Below are 15,326 nucleotides of genomic sequence, written 5' to 3'. Positions count from 1 at the left end.
GGCGCCCCCTCGCAGGTGCGGTCCTGGGAGGGGGCGTGGACTCCCTGAGGGGGCGTGGACTCTCTGAGGGGGCGTGGAGGACAGGAAAGGAAGAGGAGCGATCAGAGGGGGCCGAGCCCTCGTGTCAGGCGGGCGGGCGGACGCCGAAGGCCTGCAGCCGCGCCGAAAGTGCGTCGGCAGTGCGAACGTGGCGGTCCTCCCAGCGGGCGAACCGCCAACCGGTGACGCCCCGGATGTCGTCCTCCCGGCGCTTCTCCGCAAGCACCGCGTCTTCGGCGGTGCGCGCGCCACGGAGTTCCGGATCGAGGTATTTGCCCTGACCGTCGAACTCCCCGAACACCCGGTTGCGCGGGAATCCGAAGTCGATCCAGTACTCGTCACCGTCGGATCCGATCACGTGCGGCTGGAGCTCCACGCCCGTGAACCCGATGCGGTGCAGCTGCAGCCGGCTGACGCTCTCGCCCGGCAGCTGAGCGCGGCCATCCGCGAAGTCGAGGATCCAGCGCGCCCGGCGGACGCCGCGACATCGGACGGCGGCGGCGCGCAGGGACATCCGTCGATGCCAGTCCTCCGCGCGCTCGGGATCCTGGCGATGCCCCTCGACGGCGACACGTCTCAGCGCAGCGTCTGCAGCGGACAGCGCTGCTCCGGGCGGTGTCGTGCAGGCGAGGTCGAGCACAGTGCGTTCGAGGGAGGTGCAGCGGATGCCATCGACCTCGACGATGTCCGCGTCGTCGATCCCGACGCCATGCAGGGCGACGCCTGCCCGGGTGCGCCCGTGACGCGCTCCGAGGATGACCGTGTGCACCGCATCGAGCACGAGCCGGTACAGCGGGAGGCCGAGGAGGACGGCTGCGGATGGACCCCAGAAGACGGGACCCGGAGGATCCGCGTTGAGGTGGGCCGCCATCACAGCGATGAGATGACGCCCCTCGCTCCAGAGGTCATCGTGCGCGGCCGTCTCGACGTAGCGGTCGCGCCGCACCCGGATCAATCGGCCGGCGGCGACCAGCGAGCAGATCTCGCGCGCGGTGTGTCCGGCGTCCAGAAGCTCCTCACGCGTCTGCAGCAGATCACGGGCCTGGGTGAGGCCGATGGTCGTCTTCATCCGGGCAGCCTGACAGCCTCGCGGAGAGGACGGGACGTCGCCGCCGGATCCGGTGCGAAGCCCGCGCGGACGTCGATCTGTGTGGACCGACCAGCTCCGCAACCTCCGCCTGGCATCGCCCCGCCTGGCATCACCCTCGCGCTGGCATCGACGGCGCCCCCTCGCAGGATCCATGCCCCCTCGCAGGGACGTGTTTCAGAGGGGGCGTGGAACCTCAGAGGGGGCGCCGCCGCCGGGCGGACCGATCTCGGCCGGGCCGCCGCCGGCCGGACCGCCGCCCGCCGGACCGCCGCCGGCCGGACCGACCTCGGCCGGGCCTCGGCCGGCCGGAACAGACGTCGCCGCCCNGGCGACGTCGAGGCGCGGAAGCGTCAGGCTCGGGCGGCCTCGCTGACCTTGCGCGCGGCGGCGAGGGCCTGGTCCAGGTCCGCCTTGAGGTCGTCGATGTTCTCGAGACCGACCGACAGGCGCACGAGGCCCGGGGTCACGCCGGCGGTGAGCTGCTGCTCGGGCGTGAGCTGGGCGTGCGTGGTCGAGGCGGGGTGGATCACGAGCGAGCGCACATCGCCGATGTTGGCGAGGTGGCTGAACAGCTCGAGGCGGTTCACGAACTCGCGGCCGGCCTCGACGCCGCCCTTCAGCTCGAAGGAGAGCACCGCGCCGACGCCCTTGGGGGCGTACGTGTTCGCAGCGCTGTACCAGGGCGAGGTGGGCAGGCCGGAGTAGTTCACGGTGGCGACGTCATCGCGCCCGTCCAGCCACTCGGCGATCTCCTGCGCGTTCTGCACGTGGCGCTCGATGCGCAGGGACAGCGTCTCGATGCCCTGGATCAGGTTCCAGGCGCTCTGCGGGGCGATCGCGGATCCCAGGTCGCGGAGCAGCTGCACGCGCGCCTTGATGATGTAGGCGAGGCCGTCGCCGACCGCGGTCGTGTAGCTGGCGCCGTGGTAGGAGGGGTCCGGCTCGGTCAGGCCGGGGAACTTCTCCACGTTCTGCGACCAGGCGAAGGTGCCGCCGTCGATGATCGCGCCGCCGATCGTGGTGCCGTGGCCGCCGAGGAACTTCGTGACCGAGTGCACGACGATGTCGGCACCGTGCTCGAACGGGCGGATCAGGTAGGGCGTGGCGATCGTGTTGTCGACGATCAGGGGGACGCCGGCCTCGTGCGCGACGTCGGCGACGCCTGCGATGTCGAGGACGTTGATCTGCGGGTTGCCGATGGTCTCCGCGAAGAACAGCTTCGTGTTCGGGCGGACCGCACGGCGCCACTCCTCGATGTCGTCCTGGTTCTCGACGAAGGTGACCTCGATGCCGAGCTTGGCGAGGGTGTACTTGAAGAGGTTGTAGGTGCCGCCGTAGATCGACGACGACGACACGAAGTGGTCGCCGGCCTGGGCGATGTTCAGGATCGCGAAGGTCGAGGCCGCCTGGCCGCTGGACAGCACGAGCGCTCCGGTGCCGCCTTCGAGGGCCGCGAGGCGCTGCTCGAGCACGTCCTGCGTGGGGTTCTGGATGCGGGTGTAGATGTTGCCGAACTCGGCCAGCGCGAACAGGTTCGCGGCGTGGTCGGCGTTGTCGAACACATAGGACGTGGTCTGGTAGATCGGCGTGGCGCGGGCCTTGGTCACCGGGTCCGGTGCGGCGCCCGAGTGGATCTGCTTGGTCTCGAAGCGCCAGTTCTCTGCAGCGGTCATGAGTGTCTCCTTGGGGTGCGCGACACCGAACCGCGTCGCAGGGTCGAGTGGGCCGAGGGTTCGGCGTTGCATCGAGAGTACGAACAGGCGGGGGCTGTCAACAAGGATCCGGAAATGTGACGTAACAGCCGGGGACGTCCCGGCGTCCTGCCCGGATGACGCTCCCGCTGCGATCAGCGGAGCCTGCCGGTCAACCCTCCGACGACGTGCGGGGGAAGCCGAGCGCGCCGCCCCGCGCCCGCGCCACGACGATGCCGTGCTGAGACGTCGGGAAGCGGTCCAGCATCGCACGCAGTTCCGCGGCGCCCACGTCCGCCCCGAACGCCTCGGCGCCCGGCTCCAGCATGACGCCCGCCGCGAGCGCGCCGGCGATCACCGGATCGAAGCCGAGATCGTCGACCAGCCGCGCCACGGCGGCGAGATCGGCCGGCTGGTCGCCGGCGATCGCGATCGCCGCGCGGCCGGGGGAACCGGGCGGGCGCGCATCGTCGCGCAGATCCTGATACCCCATGTGGCCGAGGGCCTTCACCACCCTGGCGCCGACGAGGTGGCGCTGCACGATCTCGCTCGTCGACGTGCGCCGATCCTCGAAGTCGGGCCGCAGCCCGTCCGCCTCCCACCAGTGGTTCATCGCGTCGATCACGAGTCGTCCGCGCAGCGCCGCGACGGGCAGGTCGGTGAAGCGGCCGAGCGGGATCGCCAGCACCACCGCGTCAGACTCCGCGATCACCGTTTCGGCGGGTGCCGCCGTCGCGCCGATCGCGGCCATCGGCCGGGCGATGCGGGCGGGATCCCCCGAGGCTGCGACGCGGACGGTGTAGCCCGCGGACGCGGCGAGCTCCGCGAGCACGGAGCCGAGGCGCCCGGCGCCGAGGATCCCGAGCGCGCGGACGGGGCCGGATGGACGCCGAGAGGCCGTCGGGGTCGCGGAGCGGTCGTGCGTCATGATCTGCGCGGTCGCCGGTGCGGGAGGAAGGTCATCGGCCGGGATCCGATCAGCGCGAGCCCGGGTCGGGGACGGCGACGTGCGGATTCCGCTCGAGAGCGCTCATCGCCTCAGGATACGGCGCACTCCGCGAGACCGCGGGCCGGGCCGGCCGGTCGTCCGCGGGCGGCGTGGCTCCCGTCGAAGCGGCGCAGCGGATCCCGTAGCGTTGTCGGCATGGCGAGCACCAGCGAACAACCGGCCGGGAGCGGCATCCCATCCGTGAGGCGCGCGGTCGTGACCGGCGCGAGCACCGGCATCGGTGCGGCGACCGTCCGGGCGCTGCGCGCGAGCGGCTGGGACGTGGTCGGCGTCGCGCGGCGCGAGGAACGGCTGCAGGCGCTCGCCGCCGAGACCGGGTGCACGGCGTACGCGGCGGATCTGACGGACGCCGAGCAGATCGCCGGGCTCGCGGAGCACCTCGCGGGAACCGGCCCGCTGCACGCCGTCGTCCATGTCGCCGGCGGAGCGCGCGGCACGGAGCGGGTCGAGGACGGGTCCGCGGCGAAGTGGCGGTGGATGTTCGAGGCGAACGTGCTCGCGGTGCAGCAGCTCACCGCGGCCCTGCTGCCGCAGCTGCGTGCCGCGGCGGCGGACGGCGGCCACGCCGATCTGCTCTTCCTCACCTCGACGGCGGCGCGGCAGTCGTACCCCGGGGGATCCGGCTACAACGCGGCGAAGGCCGCGGAGTCGATGATCCCGCAGGTCCTGCGCCAGGAGCTGAACGGCGAGCCGATCCGGGTCACCGAGATCGCGCCGGGCCTCGTGCACACCGAGGAGTTCACCCTGCGCCGTCTCGGCGGCGACGCGGTCGCCGCGGAGGCCGTGTACGCGGGAGTGCAGGCGCCGCTGGCCGCCGAGGACGTGGCCGATCTGATCGCCTATGCGCTGAACGCGCCCGCGCACGTCAATCTCGATCTCGTGGTGATCCGTCCCGTGGCGCAGGCGGCCGCGCACCTGCTGGCCCGCGGCCCGCTGCGTCCGCGCGGGGAGGACTGACGGTGGGGGTGCACCTGATCGGCGGCGGCCCGGACCGCGTGGCCTTCGCGCCGTTCGTGGCGGCGGCGCTCTGATGCCGAAGTCGCTGGCCGAGCTCGCGGCGGACGGGCGGATCGACGAGAGCTGGGCGTCGGCGCTGGCGCCCGTGGCGCCCCTCATCGCCGAACTCGGCGACCGGCTCCGCGCGGAGACCGCCGCCGGCCGCGGGTACCTCCCCGCGGGAGCGAACGTGCTGCGGGCCTTCGCCCGGCCTCTGGCCGACGTCAAGGTGCTGATCGTCGGGCAGGATCCCTATCCGACGCCGGGGCACCCGATCGGGCTGTCCTTCGCCGTGGAGCGCACAGTGCGCCCGCTGCCGCGCAGCCTCGGCAACATCTACCGCGAGCTGGAGACCGACCTCGGCATCCCGCCGGCCGCGCACGGCGACCTGTCGAGCTGGAGCGACCAGGGCGTGATGCTGCTGAACCGGGTGCTCACGGTGCGCCCCGGCACACCGGCCTCGCACCGCGGCTGGGGGTGGGAGAAGGTCACCGAGCTCGCCATCCGCACCCTCGTCGCCCGCGAGGCGCCTCTCGTCGCCGTCCTCTGGGGGCGGGACGCGGAGAGCTTGCGCCCGCTGCTCGGAAGCACGCCGGTGATCGCCTCGGCGCACCCGTCCCCGCTGTCCGCGAGCCGCGGGTTCTTCGGCTCGCGCCCGTTCTCCCGCGCCAACGCGCTGCTCGAGGAGCAGGGCGCCGCTGCCGTCGACTGGAGGATCGCATGACCGAGAACCGTCCCGCCTTCCGGATCCGCCCTGCGCAGACCGCGGACCTGGCGGCGATCCGCGACATCTACAACCACTACGTGCGCACCAGCACCGTCACGTTCGACGAGGAGGAGACGGACCTGGCGGCCTGGGAGCACAAGCACGAGCTGCTCCGATCGACCGGCCTGCCGTTCCTGGTGGCGGAGGCCGAGGACGGCGTCGTGCTGGGTTTCGCCTACGCGCAGCACTGGCGGGCGAAGTCCGCGTACCGGTTCAGCGCCGAGAACACGATCTATCTGCACCCGGACGCGGCGGGGCGAGGGCTGGGAAAGGCGCTGCTCGAGGCGCTGCTGGACGCCTCCGCGGAAGCGGGGCTGCGCGAGCTCATCGCGGTCATCGAGCCGTCGTCGGCGGCGGCCTCGATCGGGCTGCACCGTCGTTACGGGTTCGTGGACGCCGGCAGGCTCACGAACGTCGGCGTCAAGTTCGGCCGCTCCCTCGACGTGGTCTTCCTGCAGCGATCGCTGCCGGATCCCACGGATCCGCAGGACTGAGCAGCGTCGCGCGAGTTCGTGTCCCGGTCCGGCCGGGATCCGCTCAGGTGTCGTCCGTCGCGGTGCCGGCATCGGCGTCATCGGTCGCCGGCTCGATCGGCGCACCGGGGATCACGCCGATCCCGACCGCCTCGTGGCTGGGCTCCGGATCGTCCGGCTTCTCGGCCTTCGGCTCCTGCCCTGGCTCCTTCTCCGTGCTCGGCTCCGCCAGCTGCTCGTCCGCGGGCATGCCGTCGGCGTCCTGCTGCGGGTCGGTGTCGTTCGGGTTGCTCATCGTCCTGCCTCCTCGGTCTCGGGAAGGATCCGTCAAGCCGACCGGGGAGGCGAGGGGGTTGACGACGGCATGCGGAGGCACCTCGGACCCTGGCGCCGTCCGCCGGCAGGGGCCCGCAGAAGGCCGCGGGAGCCGAGGCCGGGCTTAGGCTCGTCTCGTGACAGCGGACTTCCCGGCGGCGGACCCCATGACGCTCGATCTGAACAGCGATCTGGGGGAGTCGTTCTCGTCCTGGCGGATGGGCGACGACGCGGCGATGCTCGAGCTCGTCAGCAGCGCGAACGTCGCCTGCGGGTTCCACGCCGGCGACGCCCCGACCGCCCGGCGGACGGTCCGCCTCGCCGCGCGGAACGGTGTGGCCGTGGGCGCCCACGTCGGCTACCGCGACCTGGCGGGCTTCGGCCGGCGCTTCCTCGACGTCGACGCCGAGACGCTCGCGAACGAGACCCTGTATCAGATCGGCGCGCTGCGCGCCCTGGCCGCGGCCGAAGGGGTGCGCGTCTCGTACGTGAAGCCGCACGGCGCGCTGTACAACCGCATCGTGCACGACGAGGCGCAGGCCGCCGCTGTCGTGGAGGGCGTCGCGCTCGCCGGAGACGACCTGGCGCTCGTGGGGCTGCCCGGCTCGGCCGTGCTGCGGATCGCGGAGGAGCGCGGGCTCCGCGCGGTCCGCGAGGCGTTCGCCGATCGGGCCTATCGCGCCGACGGCACGCTCGTCCCGCGGTCCGAGCCGGGCGCGGTGATCCACGACCCGTCCGAGGTCGCCGCGCGCGTGCTGGGGCTCGCGCGGACGGGCACCATGACGGCGACCGACGGATCCGCTGTCGCGATCCTCGCCGACAGCGTGTGCGTGCACGGCGACACCCCAGGCGCGGTCGCGATCGCCGGTGCCGTCCGTGACGCCCTCGACGCCGCCGGGGTGACGGTCGCGCCGTTCGCCCCCGGCGCGCTCCCGATCCCGCGCGGACCCGGCACCGCCGGATCGCTCGCCTGACCTCGCCGCCATGCGGATCCTGACGGCGTCGGACCGGGCGCTCCTGGTCGAGACGGCGGACCTCGACGAGGCCCTCCGCCTGCAGTCGGCCGGGGCGGGGATCCGCGGCGTCGTCGAGCTCGTCCCGGCCGCCCGCACCGTGCTGGTCCGGTTCGATCCCGCCTTCGTGTCGGCCGTGCGCCTGGCCGCGCTGCTGCGCGCGCTGCCGGTGGCCGACGGCCCGGCGCCGACCCGCGGCGCAGTGGAGCTCCCCGTGACGTACGACGGGGAGGACCTGGCCGAGGTCGCGGAGCTGCTCGGCGTCTCGGCCGACGAGGTCGTGCGGCGGCACCTCGCCGCCGAGTGGCGGGTGGCGTTCTCGGGGTTCGCGCCCGGGTTCGGCTATCTGGTCGGCTCGGATCCGCTGTTCGACGTGCCGCGCCGTTCCTCCCCGCGCACGCGCGTGCCCGCGGGCGCGGTCGGTCTCGCGGGGCGGTTCACCGGCGCCTATCCGCGGGAGAGCCCGGGCGGGTGGCATCTGATCGGCCGCACCGACGCCGTGCTCTGGGACGTCGAGCGGGATCCGCCGGCGCTGCTCGTCCCCGGGACGGGCGTGCGCTTCGTGCCCGTCCCGCGCGAGCGGGCGGTGATCGCCGCGGATCCGGACGCGCGCCAGAAGCGCGGCGAGCGAGCGGGCGGGCTCACCGGCCCGCGCGTCGAGATCCTGCACTCGTTCTTCCCGGTGCTCGTGCAGGATCGCGGCAGAGCGGGCCACGCCGCGATCGGCGTCTCGGCGTCGGGCGTCGCCGACCGGCTCGCGATGCGCGATGCGAACACGGCCGTCGGCAACCCGGCGGCGGCGCCCGTGCTCGAGACGCTCGGCGGACTGGTCGTGACCTTCCGCGGCCTGCGCGGGGGAGAGGTGGCCGCGGTGGCCGGGGCGGAGACCGAGCCCCTCGTGCTGGGGTCGGACGGGGCCGAGCGCCTCGCGGAGACGGGCGCGCCGTTCGCGATCGTGGAGGGAGACGAGCTGCACCTCGCGCCGCCCAGCCGGGGCCGTCGCGCGGTGCTCGCGGTGCGCGGCGGGTTCGACGTGCAGCCGGTCCTCGGCAGCGTCGCGACGGACACCCTGGCCGGGCTCGGCCCTGCGCCGCTGCGGGAGGGCGACGCGGTCGCGCTCGGCGACCCCCGACGGATCCGGACCGCCGTGTCGCCCTTCCCGCTGCCGCGCGCGCTGCCGGCCCCGGGGGAGGAGGTCGAGCTGCGGATCACGCTCGGGCCCCGCGTCGACTGGTTCACCGCGGACGCGCTCGCCGCGCTCACCGGACAGGACTGGGAGGTCACACCGCACTCCGACCGGATCGGGATCCGGCTGCAGGGGGCGACCCCGCTGCAGCGCGCCGTCACGGGGGAGCTGCCGAGCGAGGGCGTCGTCACGGGCGCGATCCAGGTGCCGCCGGACGGCCAGCCCGTGCTGTTCCTGCCCGACCACCCGATGACCGGCGGGTACCCGGTGATCGCCGCGGTGATCGACCGCGACCTCGACCTCGCCGGCCAGCTCCCGCCCGGCTGCCGGGTGCGATTCCGCGTCGTCGACGGCGAACCGCACAGCTGAGGGGAACGGCGCGCCGCCCCGGCTCGACGCGGCCGCGGCGCTCCCGATGGGACAACCGGGGTCGTCAGCCTCTCGGGATCACCGGGATCGAGGCCAGCAGGCGCTTCGTGTAGTCGTGCTGAGGACGGTGCAGCACGACCGCCGTCGGCCCGTGCTCGACGATCCGGCCGTCCTTCATCACGGCGACGTCGTCGCACAGGTTCTGCACCACGCCGATGTCGTGCGACACCAGGACGAGCGTCATCCCGTCCCCGCGCAGCTCGCGCAGCAGCTCCAGGATCCGCGCCCGCACCGTGACGTCGAGCGCGGAGAGCGGCTCGTCGCCGACGAGGATCCGCGGGCGGTGCACGATCGCCCTGGCCAGGGCGACGCGCTGCCGCTGCCCGCCGGAGAACTCGTGCGGGTAGCGGTCCGCCATGGCCGCCTCCAGGCCCACGCGGGCGAGCACCTCGTCCACGCGCGCGCCATGATCGCCGTCGATCCCGAGGGCGCGCAGCGGCTCGGACACGATGCGGCGCACGGACTGCCGTGGATCCAGCGAGGAGTACGGGTCCTGGAAGACGAGCCCCGTCTCCCGGCGCAGCCAGTGCAGCGCACGCGCCGAGGACCGGGCGTCGACGTCGCGGCCGTCGACCTGCACGGATCCCGCGGTCGGGCGGTCCAGTCCCAGCAGCAGGCGGACCAGGGTGGACTTGCCGGATCCCGACTCGCCGATGACCCCCAGGGCCGAGCCGGCGGCGATGTCGAGGTCGACGCCGTCCAGCGCGACTGTGCGCGGGCGGCGCCCGAACGGCTCACGGCGGCGAGCCAGGTGTTCGCGGCGCAGTCCGCGCACGCGGATCAGCGGCTCGGCCGCCGAGGGCTGAGACACTCCGGACGCTGCCTGGCTCATGCGCCGTCCTCCCCGTGCCAGAGCGTCGCCGTGGCGTCGCGGAGCAGGCCCTGCGTGATCGGCGAGACCGGGGCGGTCAGCAGCACGTCGAGCGGGCCGGCCTCGACGACCCTGCCCTCGGCGAGGACCACCCCGTGCGTGGCGACCTGCGCGAGCACCGCCAGGTCATGCGTGATGAACACGAGCGACATGCCGTCGGTCTCGACGAGGGAGAGCAGCAGCCGCAGGATCCCTGCCTGCACCGTCACGTCGAGCGCGGTGGTCGGCTCGTCCGCGATGAGCAGCCGCGGCCGGGCCGCGAGGGCGATCGCGGTCGCGGCCCGCTGCCGCTGCCCGCCGGAGAGCTGATGCGGGTAGCGGTCCACGATCCGCTCCGGATCCGGCAGGGCCACGCGTGCCGCCTCGGCGACCGCGCGCGCCCTGGCCGCCCTGCGGTCGATCCGCTCGTGGATCCGCACCGTCTCGGCGATCTGCCGGCCGATCGTGCGGATCGGGTTCAGCGCCGTGCGCGGCTCCTGGAACACCATGCCGATCTCGTCGCCGCGGAGCTTCGCGAGCTCGCGGTCGGGCAGGCCCAGGATCTCGCGGCCGTTCCAGCGGACGCTCCCCGTCGCCGTGGCGCCGTCGGGCAGCAGCCCCATCAGGGCGAGCGCGGTCAGCGACTTGCCCGATCCGGACTCGCCGATCAGTCCCACGCGGGCGCCGTCGGGCACGGCGAACGAGACGCCGTCGACGACGCGGCGTCCGTCGATCTCGATCGCGAGGTCGGTCACCTCGAGCGTCACGCGGTCACCTCCGGCGGGTGCGGGGGAGCGGCGGGCAGGTGGGGTGCGCGGCGGCCGGAGCGCAGCGTGGGATCCGTGGCGTCGCGCATCGCGTCGCCGAGGAGGTTGAACGCGAGCACGGTGATCGTGATGGCGAGCCCCGGCCAGACCACGGAGAGCGGATGGAGCTGGATGTAGCGCTGCAGATCGGCCAGCAGGATGCCCCACGACGGATCCACGACCGACGCGCCGAACCCGAGATACGACAGCCCCGCCTCGGCGAGCACGGCCGTGGCCATCGCCCAGGACAGCTGCACGATGAACACCGGCGCGATGTTCGGCAGCAGATGCTGCACGAGGTTCTGCGCGGGCCCGAGGCCGGACGCGCGCCCCGCGAGCACGAAGTCGCTCTGCTGCACGCGGCGCAGCTCGGGCCGGCTGACCCGGGCGACGTTCACGCCGAAGCCGATGCCGACCGCCCACACGACCACCCAGAGCGATCCGCCGTGCACGGTCGAGATCAGCATCGCGATGATCAGCACCGGGAACGCGATGAGGACGTCGACCAGCACGGCGACCGTCTCCCGGATCCAGCGCGCGGTGAGCGCGCCGAGAGCGCCCAGCGCCAGCCCGATCAGGGTCGCCACGGTGCCGGCGCCGGCCGCGACGACCACGGTGGTCCGTGCGCCGGCCATGATCAGGCTGAGGATGTCGCGACCGGTGAGGTCTGTGCCGAGCAGGTGCGGCCAGCCGGGCTGCAGCCAGCGGGCGGTGACATCGGTGGCGCGCGGGTCGAACGGCGTCCAGAACAGCGACACCGTCGCGGTGAGCAGGATCACGGCGATCACGATCGCGCCGAACAGGCCAGGGCCCGAGGAGAGCAGGCGGCGCCCCTTCGACAGGCCCAGGGACCGACTCCGAGACCGGATCACTCCGCCTCCCGCTGCCGGGGGTCGATCGCGCGGTGCACGAGATCGACGACGAAGCCGATCACCAGCACCATCCCGGTGAGCACGAGCAGCTCGCCCTGCACCTTCACGAGGTCGCGGGTGCCGACGTCGGCGACCAGCATCCGGCCGATCCCGGGCAGCGTGAACAGCTGCTCGACGACGACGGATCCCACGATGATCCCGGCCACCTGGATCCCGAGGACGGTGATCACGGACAGGCCGACCGCCGGCAGGCCGTGCTGGATCAGCGCGCGGTCGCGGGTCAGCCCCTTGGCCGCCGCGGTGCGCACGAAGTCCTGCCCCGCCGCCTGCAGCGTCGCGCTGCGCACGAAGCGCAGCAGCAGGGCGCCTTCCACCACGCCGATCGTGAGCGCGGGCAGGAGCAGCGCCTGCAGCGCGGCGCCCGGATCCGACCAGCCGTCCCGCGGGAAGCCCTGCGCCGGCAGCCAGCCGAGCCAGACCGCGAACACGACCACGAGCATCATCCCGGCCCAGACCACGGGTACGGCCGCGATCGCCTGCGCGGCCACGTTCAGGGCCGTGCCGGCCGCGCGTCCGCGCAGCATCGCCGATCCGATCCCGAGGGGCACGGCGATGACGAGCGCGATCAGCAGCGACAGGGACGCGAGCGGCACCGTGACCTGCGCCTTCTGCGCGAGCTCGGCGGCCACGGAGGCGCCGTTCAGCTGCGAGGTGCCGAGGTCGCCGTGCAGCACCCCGCCGATCCAGGAGAGGTACTGCACGATCAGCGGCTGGTCGAGGCCGAGGGACTTCCGGATCGCGTCGACCTGCCCTGGTGCGGCCTTGTCGCCCGCGAGCAGTTGCGCCACATCGCCCGGGAACACCCGCAGGGCGAGGAAGATGAGCGCGCTCGCCACGAGGAGCCCTGCGATCAGCAGGACTCCCCGGGTGAGCGTGTAGCGGAGCACCGGTGCGGCGGATCCGCTAATTCGAGACCGTCACGCCGCGCAGGTCGAGTCGCGAGTTGATCGAGTCCTTCGAGAATCCGTTCACGCCGGGACGCACCGCGGTGAGCGTGCGGTCCTCGTAGAGCCAGTCCGCTGCCGCGTCCTTGGCGACGATCGCGGCGGCCTGGGACAGCAGGTCGGCGGACTTCTTCGGGTCGAGCTCTGCCTGCGACTGCGCGTACAGCTTCTGCACCTCCGGGTTGTCGTACCCGAAGTAGTACTTGGGGTTGGCGAAGTTGCTGAAGTCGCGCGCCTCGACGTGCAGCACGAAGCTGAGGTCGTAGTCGTGCTTCGTGAAGACCGTGTCGAGCCAGGCGGGGAACTCGACCGAGTTCACCGTGAGCGTCACGCCGACCTTCTTGAAGTCGCTCGTGAGCAGCTGCGGCACCGTGGTCCCGTAGAACGAAGGGATCGTGAGCGTGAGCGCGAGGTTCTGCTGGCCCGCGTCCTTGAGCAGCTGCTTCGCCTTCTCCGGGTCGTACGGCGCGGTGGAGGACAGGTCCTGGTAGCCGGGATCGAGCTGCGGGATCGGCCCGTAGAGCGTGGTGCCGGCGCCGCGGGCCTTGATGATGGCCTTGTGATCGATCGCGAGCCGCAGCGCCTCGCGCACCCGCTTGTCGTTCAGCGGCGCCTTGGCGTTGTTGAACGCGAGGGTGCCCTTGTCGGTGGTCTTGCCCGTCGTGATCGTGAACTTCGATCTGTCGAGCTGCGGCGCGAGGTTCGGATCCACGGCGGTGAGCACGTCGAGACTGCCGCTCTGCGCAGCGTTCACGCCGGCGGTGAAGTCGGGGATGTAGTCGAACACGATGCTCTTCACGCCCGCCTTCTGCCCCCAGTAGGCGTCGTTGCGGGAGAACGCGAGCGAGCTGCCCTTGTTCCATTTCTGCAGCGTGAACGGCCCGGTGCCGTTCTCGGCGGCCTGCAGGTCGGTCTTGGCGTCCTTCTGGAAGATCAGTCCGCCCGGGCCGGTGAGCCCGAACAGGAAGTTCTGGCTGGGCGCGGCGAGCGTGACGACGACGGTCTTGTCGTCCTTCGCGGCGATCGATGCCACGTCGGCGAGGTCGGCGTGGCCCTGCACCGTGGCGTCGTCCTTCGCGGTCTGCAGCGACGAGACGACGTCCGCCGCGGTGAGCTTTGCGCCGTCGTGGAACGTGATGCCGTCGTTCAGCACGAACGTGTAGGTGAGGCCGTCGGCGGAGATGTCGTGGCTCTTCGCCAGCCGGTCCACGATCCGGTCGTCCGGGGTGCGGCTCACCAGGCCCTCGTAGATGTTGTCGATGAGTACCTGCTCGAGCGCCGCGCCGCTGGTGTGCCGGATGTCCAGGCTGGTCGGCTCGAGCACGAGCCCGACGGTGAGCGTGGCGTTCGGGTCGACCGCGCCGGCCGAGGTCGTCTTCGAGCCCGCGGCCGGCGAGCCGGAGCACGCCGCGAGCAGCAGGGACGCGGCGGCGAGGCCGGAGATCAGGGCGAGACCGGTGCGACGGCGGACCGTCGTCCTGGCGGCGCGCGTGCGGGGCATGTGGGATCCTCTCGGGGCGGTGCGGCGGTGAAGGGATGCTGTGCGGACGAGCCTAGGGCGGGGGTTCAGCGGGCTCGGCATGTGCGGGAACGCGGCGTCACAATCCGGAGCCGGCGTCGGCCACGGTGCGGATGAGGTCGGCCAGCGCGACCGGCGAGGTCTCCTGCAGGTTGTGGCGCCCCTCCATGCGCCGCACGGTCGCGGCGGGGACGCGGTCGGCGAACTCGCGCTCCGCCTCGTCCGACACGAAGCCCTGCGTCGCGCGGACCAGGGTGATCGGGGCGGACACCGCCGCGAGATCCGCCCACCCCGCTTCGCCCAGGATGGAGCGTGCAGGAGCGGGGGACGCGGGAGCCGCGACGGGGGCGTCCAGCAGCGATGCCGCGATGTGCGCGAAGTGGTGCTTCCACTCGACTCTGCCGTCCGCACGCACCCGCGTGTTCAGGAAGACGCCGCGGACGGTGTCCTCCCTGGAGCCCCCGAAGCCGAAGCTCATCGCGCGGTCGACGAGCTCGTCCCTGCTGCCGGCGTCGACGACGCGATAGAACTCGCGGAGGGCGGCCGGGCCCACGCTCTGGTCCACGCCCGGCGTGATGTCGACGATCACGACGCTGCGGACGAGACCCGGCGCGCGCGCGGCCAGCGCCGCCGCGGTGAGACCGCCGAGGGACTGCCCGACCACCAGCTGCGGGCGGTCGGTCCACACCGGAAGGGCCTCGACCAGGTCGGCGGCGAGCGTGCCGCCGGTGTAATCGGCGTCCTGCCGCCACGAGGAGTCGCCGTGCCCGGCGAGATCGATGGCGAGCGCGGGACGTCCCAGGGCGAGGATCGTGGTGTCCCAGGTGTGCGCGTTCAGCCCGGCGCCGTGCAGGAAGGTGACCTCGGGCGTCCCGTCGCCGTAGCGCAGGGCGCTGAGCGTGCGGCCGTCCGGGAGGGGGAGCGAGACCCGGGCGACGGCGGGGACCGGCACGCCGAGCGTGCGGGCCTGGCCGGACAGGAAGGAGAACTCCGTCATCTCCTGGGCGTCGGCGGATTCGGGCGCTCGAGGGGCGTCGGGTGCGAGGGGGGACACGTCCTCATTGTGCTCCTGTCGGCCCCTCGAGCGCGAACGCAGAGAGCGACATGCACGACACATCACCTTTTTGACTGGTTCAGAAGTCGATGAAAGTGCGATCAGGCAGTGCATTCTGTTCCGCCCGTGCCTGCGGCATCGTGCGCGCCGGCGGCGGACAGCCGGCCTCTGCGCTCGCCTAGGCTGAACTCATGAGCACGCGCACGCCGTCGGT

General features: G+C 73.0%; 15 protein-coding genes. 5 read left to right on the top strand and 10 right to left on the bottom strand.

Annotated features, from left to right (window positions below; genetic code table 11):
- Positions 1–124: 124 nt before the first annotated feature.
- From ACTJJZ_RS14190 to ACTJJZ_RS14180, 3 genes are all read right to left on the bottom strand, one after another.
- Complete coding sequence (locus tag ACTJJZ_RS14190) at positions 125–1,108, bottom strand: hypothetical protein (RefSeq protein ID WP_440721834.1); 984 nt, start codon at positions 1,106–1,108, stop codon at positions 125–127.
- Between the two features lie 371 nt (positions 1,109–1,479).
- On the bottom strand, positions 1,480–2,802 hold the full coding sequence (locus ACTJJZ_RS14185; RefSeq protein WP_440721833.1) for a bifunctional o-acetylhomoserine/o-acetylserine sulfhydrylase: 1,323 nt from the start codon (positions 2,800–2,802) through the stop codon (positions 1,480–1,482).
- Positions 2,803–2,992: 190 nt separating this feature from the next.
- Positions 2,993–3,748, bottom strand: coding sequence for an NADPH-dependent F420 reductase (locus ACTJJZ_RS14180; protein ID WP_440721832.1), 756 nt, complete (start codon positions 3,746–3,748; stop codon positions 2,993–2,995).
- 216 nt (positions 3,749–3,964) lie between these two features.
- Here ACTJJZ_RS14180 and ACTJJZ_RS14175 point away from each other — a divergent pair, with 216 nt between their 5' ends.
- The 3 genes from ACTJJZ_RS14175 to ACTJJZ_RS14165 all read left to right on the top strand — a co-directional run bounded on the left by ACTJJZ_RS14175 (position 3,965) and on the right by ACTJJZ_RS14165 (position 6,085).
- Positions 3,965–4,786 carry an SDR family oxidoreductase gene (locus ACTJJZ_RS14175; protein ID WP_440721831.1) on the top strand — a complete coding sequence of 274 codons (822 nt, stop codon included), beginning with the start codon at positions 3,965–3,967 and terminating at the stop codon, positions 4,784–4,786.
- 73 nt (positions 4,787–4,859) lie between these two features.
- Positions 4,860–5,549 (top strand): uracil-DNA glycosylase, encoded by a 690-nt coding sequence (locus ACTJJZ_RS14170; protein WP_440721830.1) that lies wholly within the window; start codon positions 4,860–4,862, stop codon positions 5,547–5,549.
- Positions 5,546–6,085: an N-acetyltransferase family protein gene (locus ACTJJZ_RS14165; RefSeq protein ID WP_440721829.1), complete on the top strand. Its 540-nt coding sequence runs from the start codon at positions 5,546–5,548 to the stop codon at positions 6,083–6,085. Before ACTJJZ_RS14170 ends, ACTJJZ_RS14165 begins: the two co-directional genes overlap by 4 nt.
- A 43-nt stretch (positions 6,086–6,128) precedes the next feature.
- Here the strand turns inward: ACTJJZ_RS14165 and ACTJJZ_RS14160 are convergent, their stop codons facing one another.
- The gene (locus ACTJJZ_RS14160; RefSeq protein ID WP_440721828.1) at positions 6,129–6,359 is read right to left on the bottom strand and encodes a hypothetical protein; all 231 of its coding nucleotides are present in this window, start codon (positions 6,357–6,359) and stop codon (positions 6,129–6,131) included.
- A gap of 187 nt (positions 6,360–6,546) precedes the next feature.
- Here ACTJJZ_RS14160 and ACTJJZ_RS14155 point away from each other — a divergent pair, with 187 nt between their 5' ends.
- Complete coding sequence (locus tag ACTJJZ_RS14155) at positions 6,547–7,353, top strand: LamB/YcsF family protein (RefSeq protein ID WP_440721837.1); 807 nt, start codon at positions 6,547–6,549, stop codon at positions 7,351–7,353.
- Positions 7,354–7,363: 10 nt separating this feature from the next.
- Positions 7,364–8,947 carry a carboxyltransferase domain-containing protein gene (locus ACTJJZ_RS14150; RefSeq protein ID WP_440721827.1) on the top strand — a complete coding sequence of 528 codons (1,584 nt, stop codon included), beginning with the start codon at positions 7,364–7,366 and terminating at the stop codon, positions 8,945–8,947.
- A 64-nt stretch (positions 8,948–9,011) separates the two neighbouring features.
- Here ACTJJZ_RS14150 and ACTJJZ_RS14145 read toward each other — a convergent pair whose 3' ends face one another.
- The 6 genes from ACTJJZ_RS14145 to ACTJJZ_RS14120 form a co-directional block, all read right to left on the bottom strand.
- Positions 9,012–9,839, bottom strand: a complete 828-nt coding sequence (locus ACTJJZ_RS14145) for an ABC transporter ATP-binding protein (RefSeq protein ID WP_440721826.1) — start codon at positions 9,837–9,839, stop codon at positions 9,012–9,014.
- Complete coding sequence (locus tag ACTJJZ_RS14140) at positions 9,836–10,624, bottom strand: ABC transporter ATP-binding protein (protein WP_440721825.1); 789 nt, start codon at positions 10,622–10,624, stop codon at positions 9,836–9,838. The genes ACTJJZ_RS14145 and ACTJJZ_RS14140 overlap by 4 nt, the downstream gene beginning before the upstream one ends.
- A complete protein-coding gene (locus ACTJJZ_RS14135) occupies positions 10,621–11,535 on the bottom strand; it encodes an ABC transporter permease (RefSeq protein ID WP_440721824.1) in 915 nt (304 codons plus the stop codon). The genes ACTJJZ_RS14140 and ACTJJZ_RS14135 overlap by 4 nt, the downstream gene beginning before the upstream one ends.
- Positions 11,532–12,482 carry an ABC transporter permease gene (locus ACTJJZ_RS14130; RefSeq protein WP_440721823.1) on the bottom strand — a complete coding sequence of 317 codons (951 nt, stop codon included), beginning with the start codon at positions 12,480–12,482 and terminating at the stop codon, positions 11,532–11,534. Before ACTJJZ_RS14130 ends, ACTJJZ_RS14135 begins: the two co-directional genes overlap by 4 nt.
- Positions 12,483–12,498: 16 nt before the next feature.
- The gene (locus ACTJJZ_RS14125; RefSeq protein WP_440721822.1) at positions 12,499–14,040 is read right to left on the bottom strand and encodes an ABC transporter substrate-binding protein; all 1,542 of its coding nucleotides are present in this window, start codon (positions 14,038–14,040) and stop codon (positions 12,499–12,501) included.
- Between the two features lie 97 nt (positions 14,041–14,137).
- On the bottom strand, positions 14,138–15,055 hold the full coding sequence (locus tag ACTJJZ_RS14120; RefSeq protein ID WP_440721836.1) for an alpha/beta fold hydrolase: 918 nt from the start codon (positions 15,053–15,055) through the stop codon (positions 14,138–14,140).
- Between the last annotated feature and the right edge of the window lie 271 nt (positions 15,056–15,326).

Origin of the sequence: Microbacterium sp. 22242, assembly GCF_052045495.1 — a bacterium.
GTDB lineage: Bacteria > Actinomycetota > Actinomycetes > Actinomycetales > Microbacteriaceae > Microbacterium.
This window is presented reverse-complemented; position numbering and strand designations above follow the sequence as displayed.

What these genes read in the sequence shown, in the direction of transcription:
- ACTJJZ_RS14190 (WP_440721834.1), bottom strand. Translation starts at nt 1,108, where the DNA reads ATGAAGACGACCATCGGCCTCACCCAGGCCCGTGATCTGCTGCAGACG.
- ACTJJZ_RS14185 (WP_440721833.1), bottom strand. Translation starts at nt 2,802, where the DNA reads ATGACCGCTGCAGAGAACTGGCGCTTCGAGACCAAGCAGATCCACTCG.
- ACTJJZ_RS14180 (WP_440721832.1), bottom strand. Translation starts at nt 3,748, where the DNA reads ATGACGCACGACCGCTCCGCGACCCCGACGGCCTCTCGGCGTCCATCC.
- ACTJJZ_RS14175 (WP_440721831.1), top strand. Translation starts at nt 3,965, where the DNA reads ATGGCGAGCACCAGCGAACAACCGGCCGGGAGCGGCATCCCATCCGTG.
- ACTJJZ_RS14170 (WP_440721830.1), top strand. Translation starts at nt 4,860, where the DNA reads ATGCCGAAGTCGCTGGCCGAGCTCGCGGCGGACGGGCGGATCGACGAG.
- ACTJJZ_RS14165 (WP_440721829.1), top strand. Translation starts at nt 5,546, where the DNA reads ATGACCGAGAACCGTCCCGCCTTCCGGATCCGCCCTGCGCAGACCGCG.
- ACTJJZ_RS14160 (WP_440721828.1), bottom strand. Translation starts at nt 6,359, where the DNA reads ATGAGCAACCCGAACGACACCGACCCGCAGCAGGACGCCGACGGCATG.
- ACTJJZ_RS14155 (WP_440721837.1), top strand. Translation starts at nt 6,547, where the DNA reads ATGACGCTCGATCTGAACAGCGATCTGGGGGAGTCGTTCTCGTCCTGG.
- ACTJJZ_RS14150 (WP_440721827.1), top strand. Translation starts at nt 7,364, where the DNA reads ATGCGGATCCTGACGGCGTCGGACCGGGCGCTCCTGGTCGAGACGGCG.
- ACTJJZ_RS14145 (WP_440721826.1), bottom strand. Translation starts at nt 9,839, where the DNA reads ATGAGCCAGGCAGCGTCCGGAGTGTCTCAGCCCTCGGCGGCCGAGCCG.
- ACTJJZ_RS14125 (WP_440721822.1), bottom strand. Translation starts at nt 14,040, where the DNA reads ATGCCCCGCACGCGCGCCGCCAGGACGACGGTCCGCCGTCGCACCGGT.
- ACTJJZ_RS14120 (WP_440721836.1), bottom strand. Translation starts at nt 15,055, where the DNA reads ATGACGGAGTTCTCCTTCCTGTCCGGCCAGGCCCGCACGCTCGGCGTG.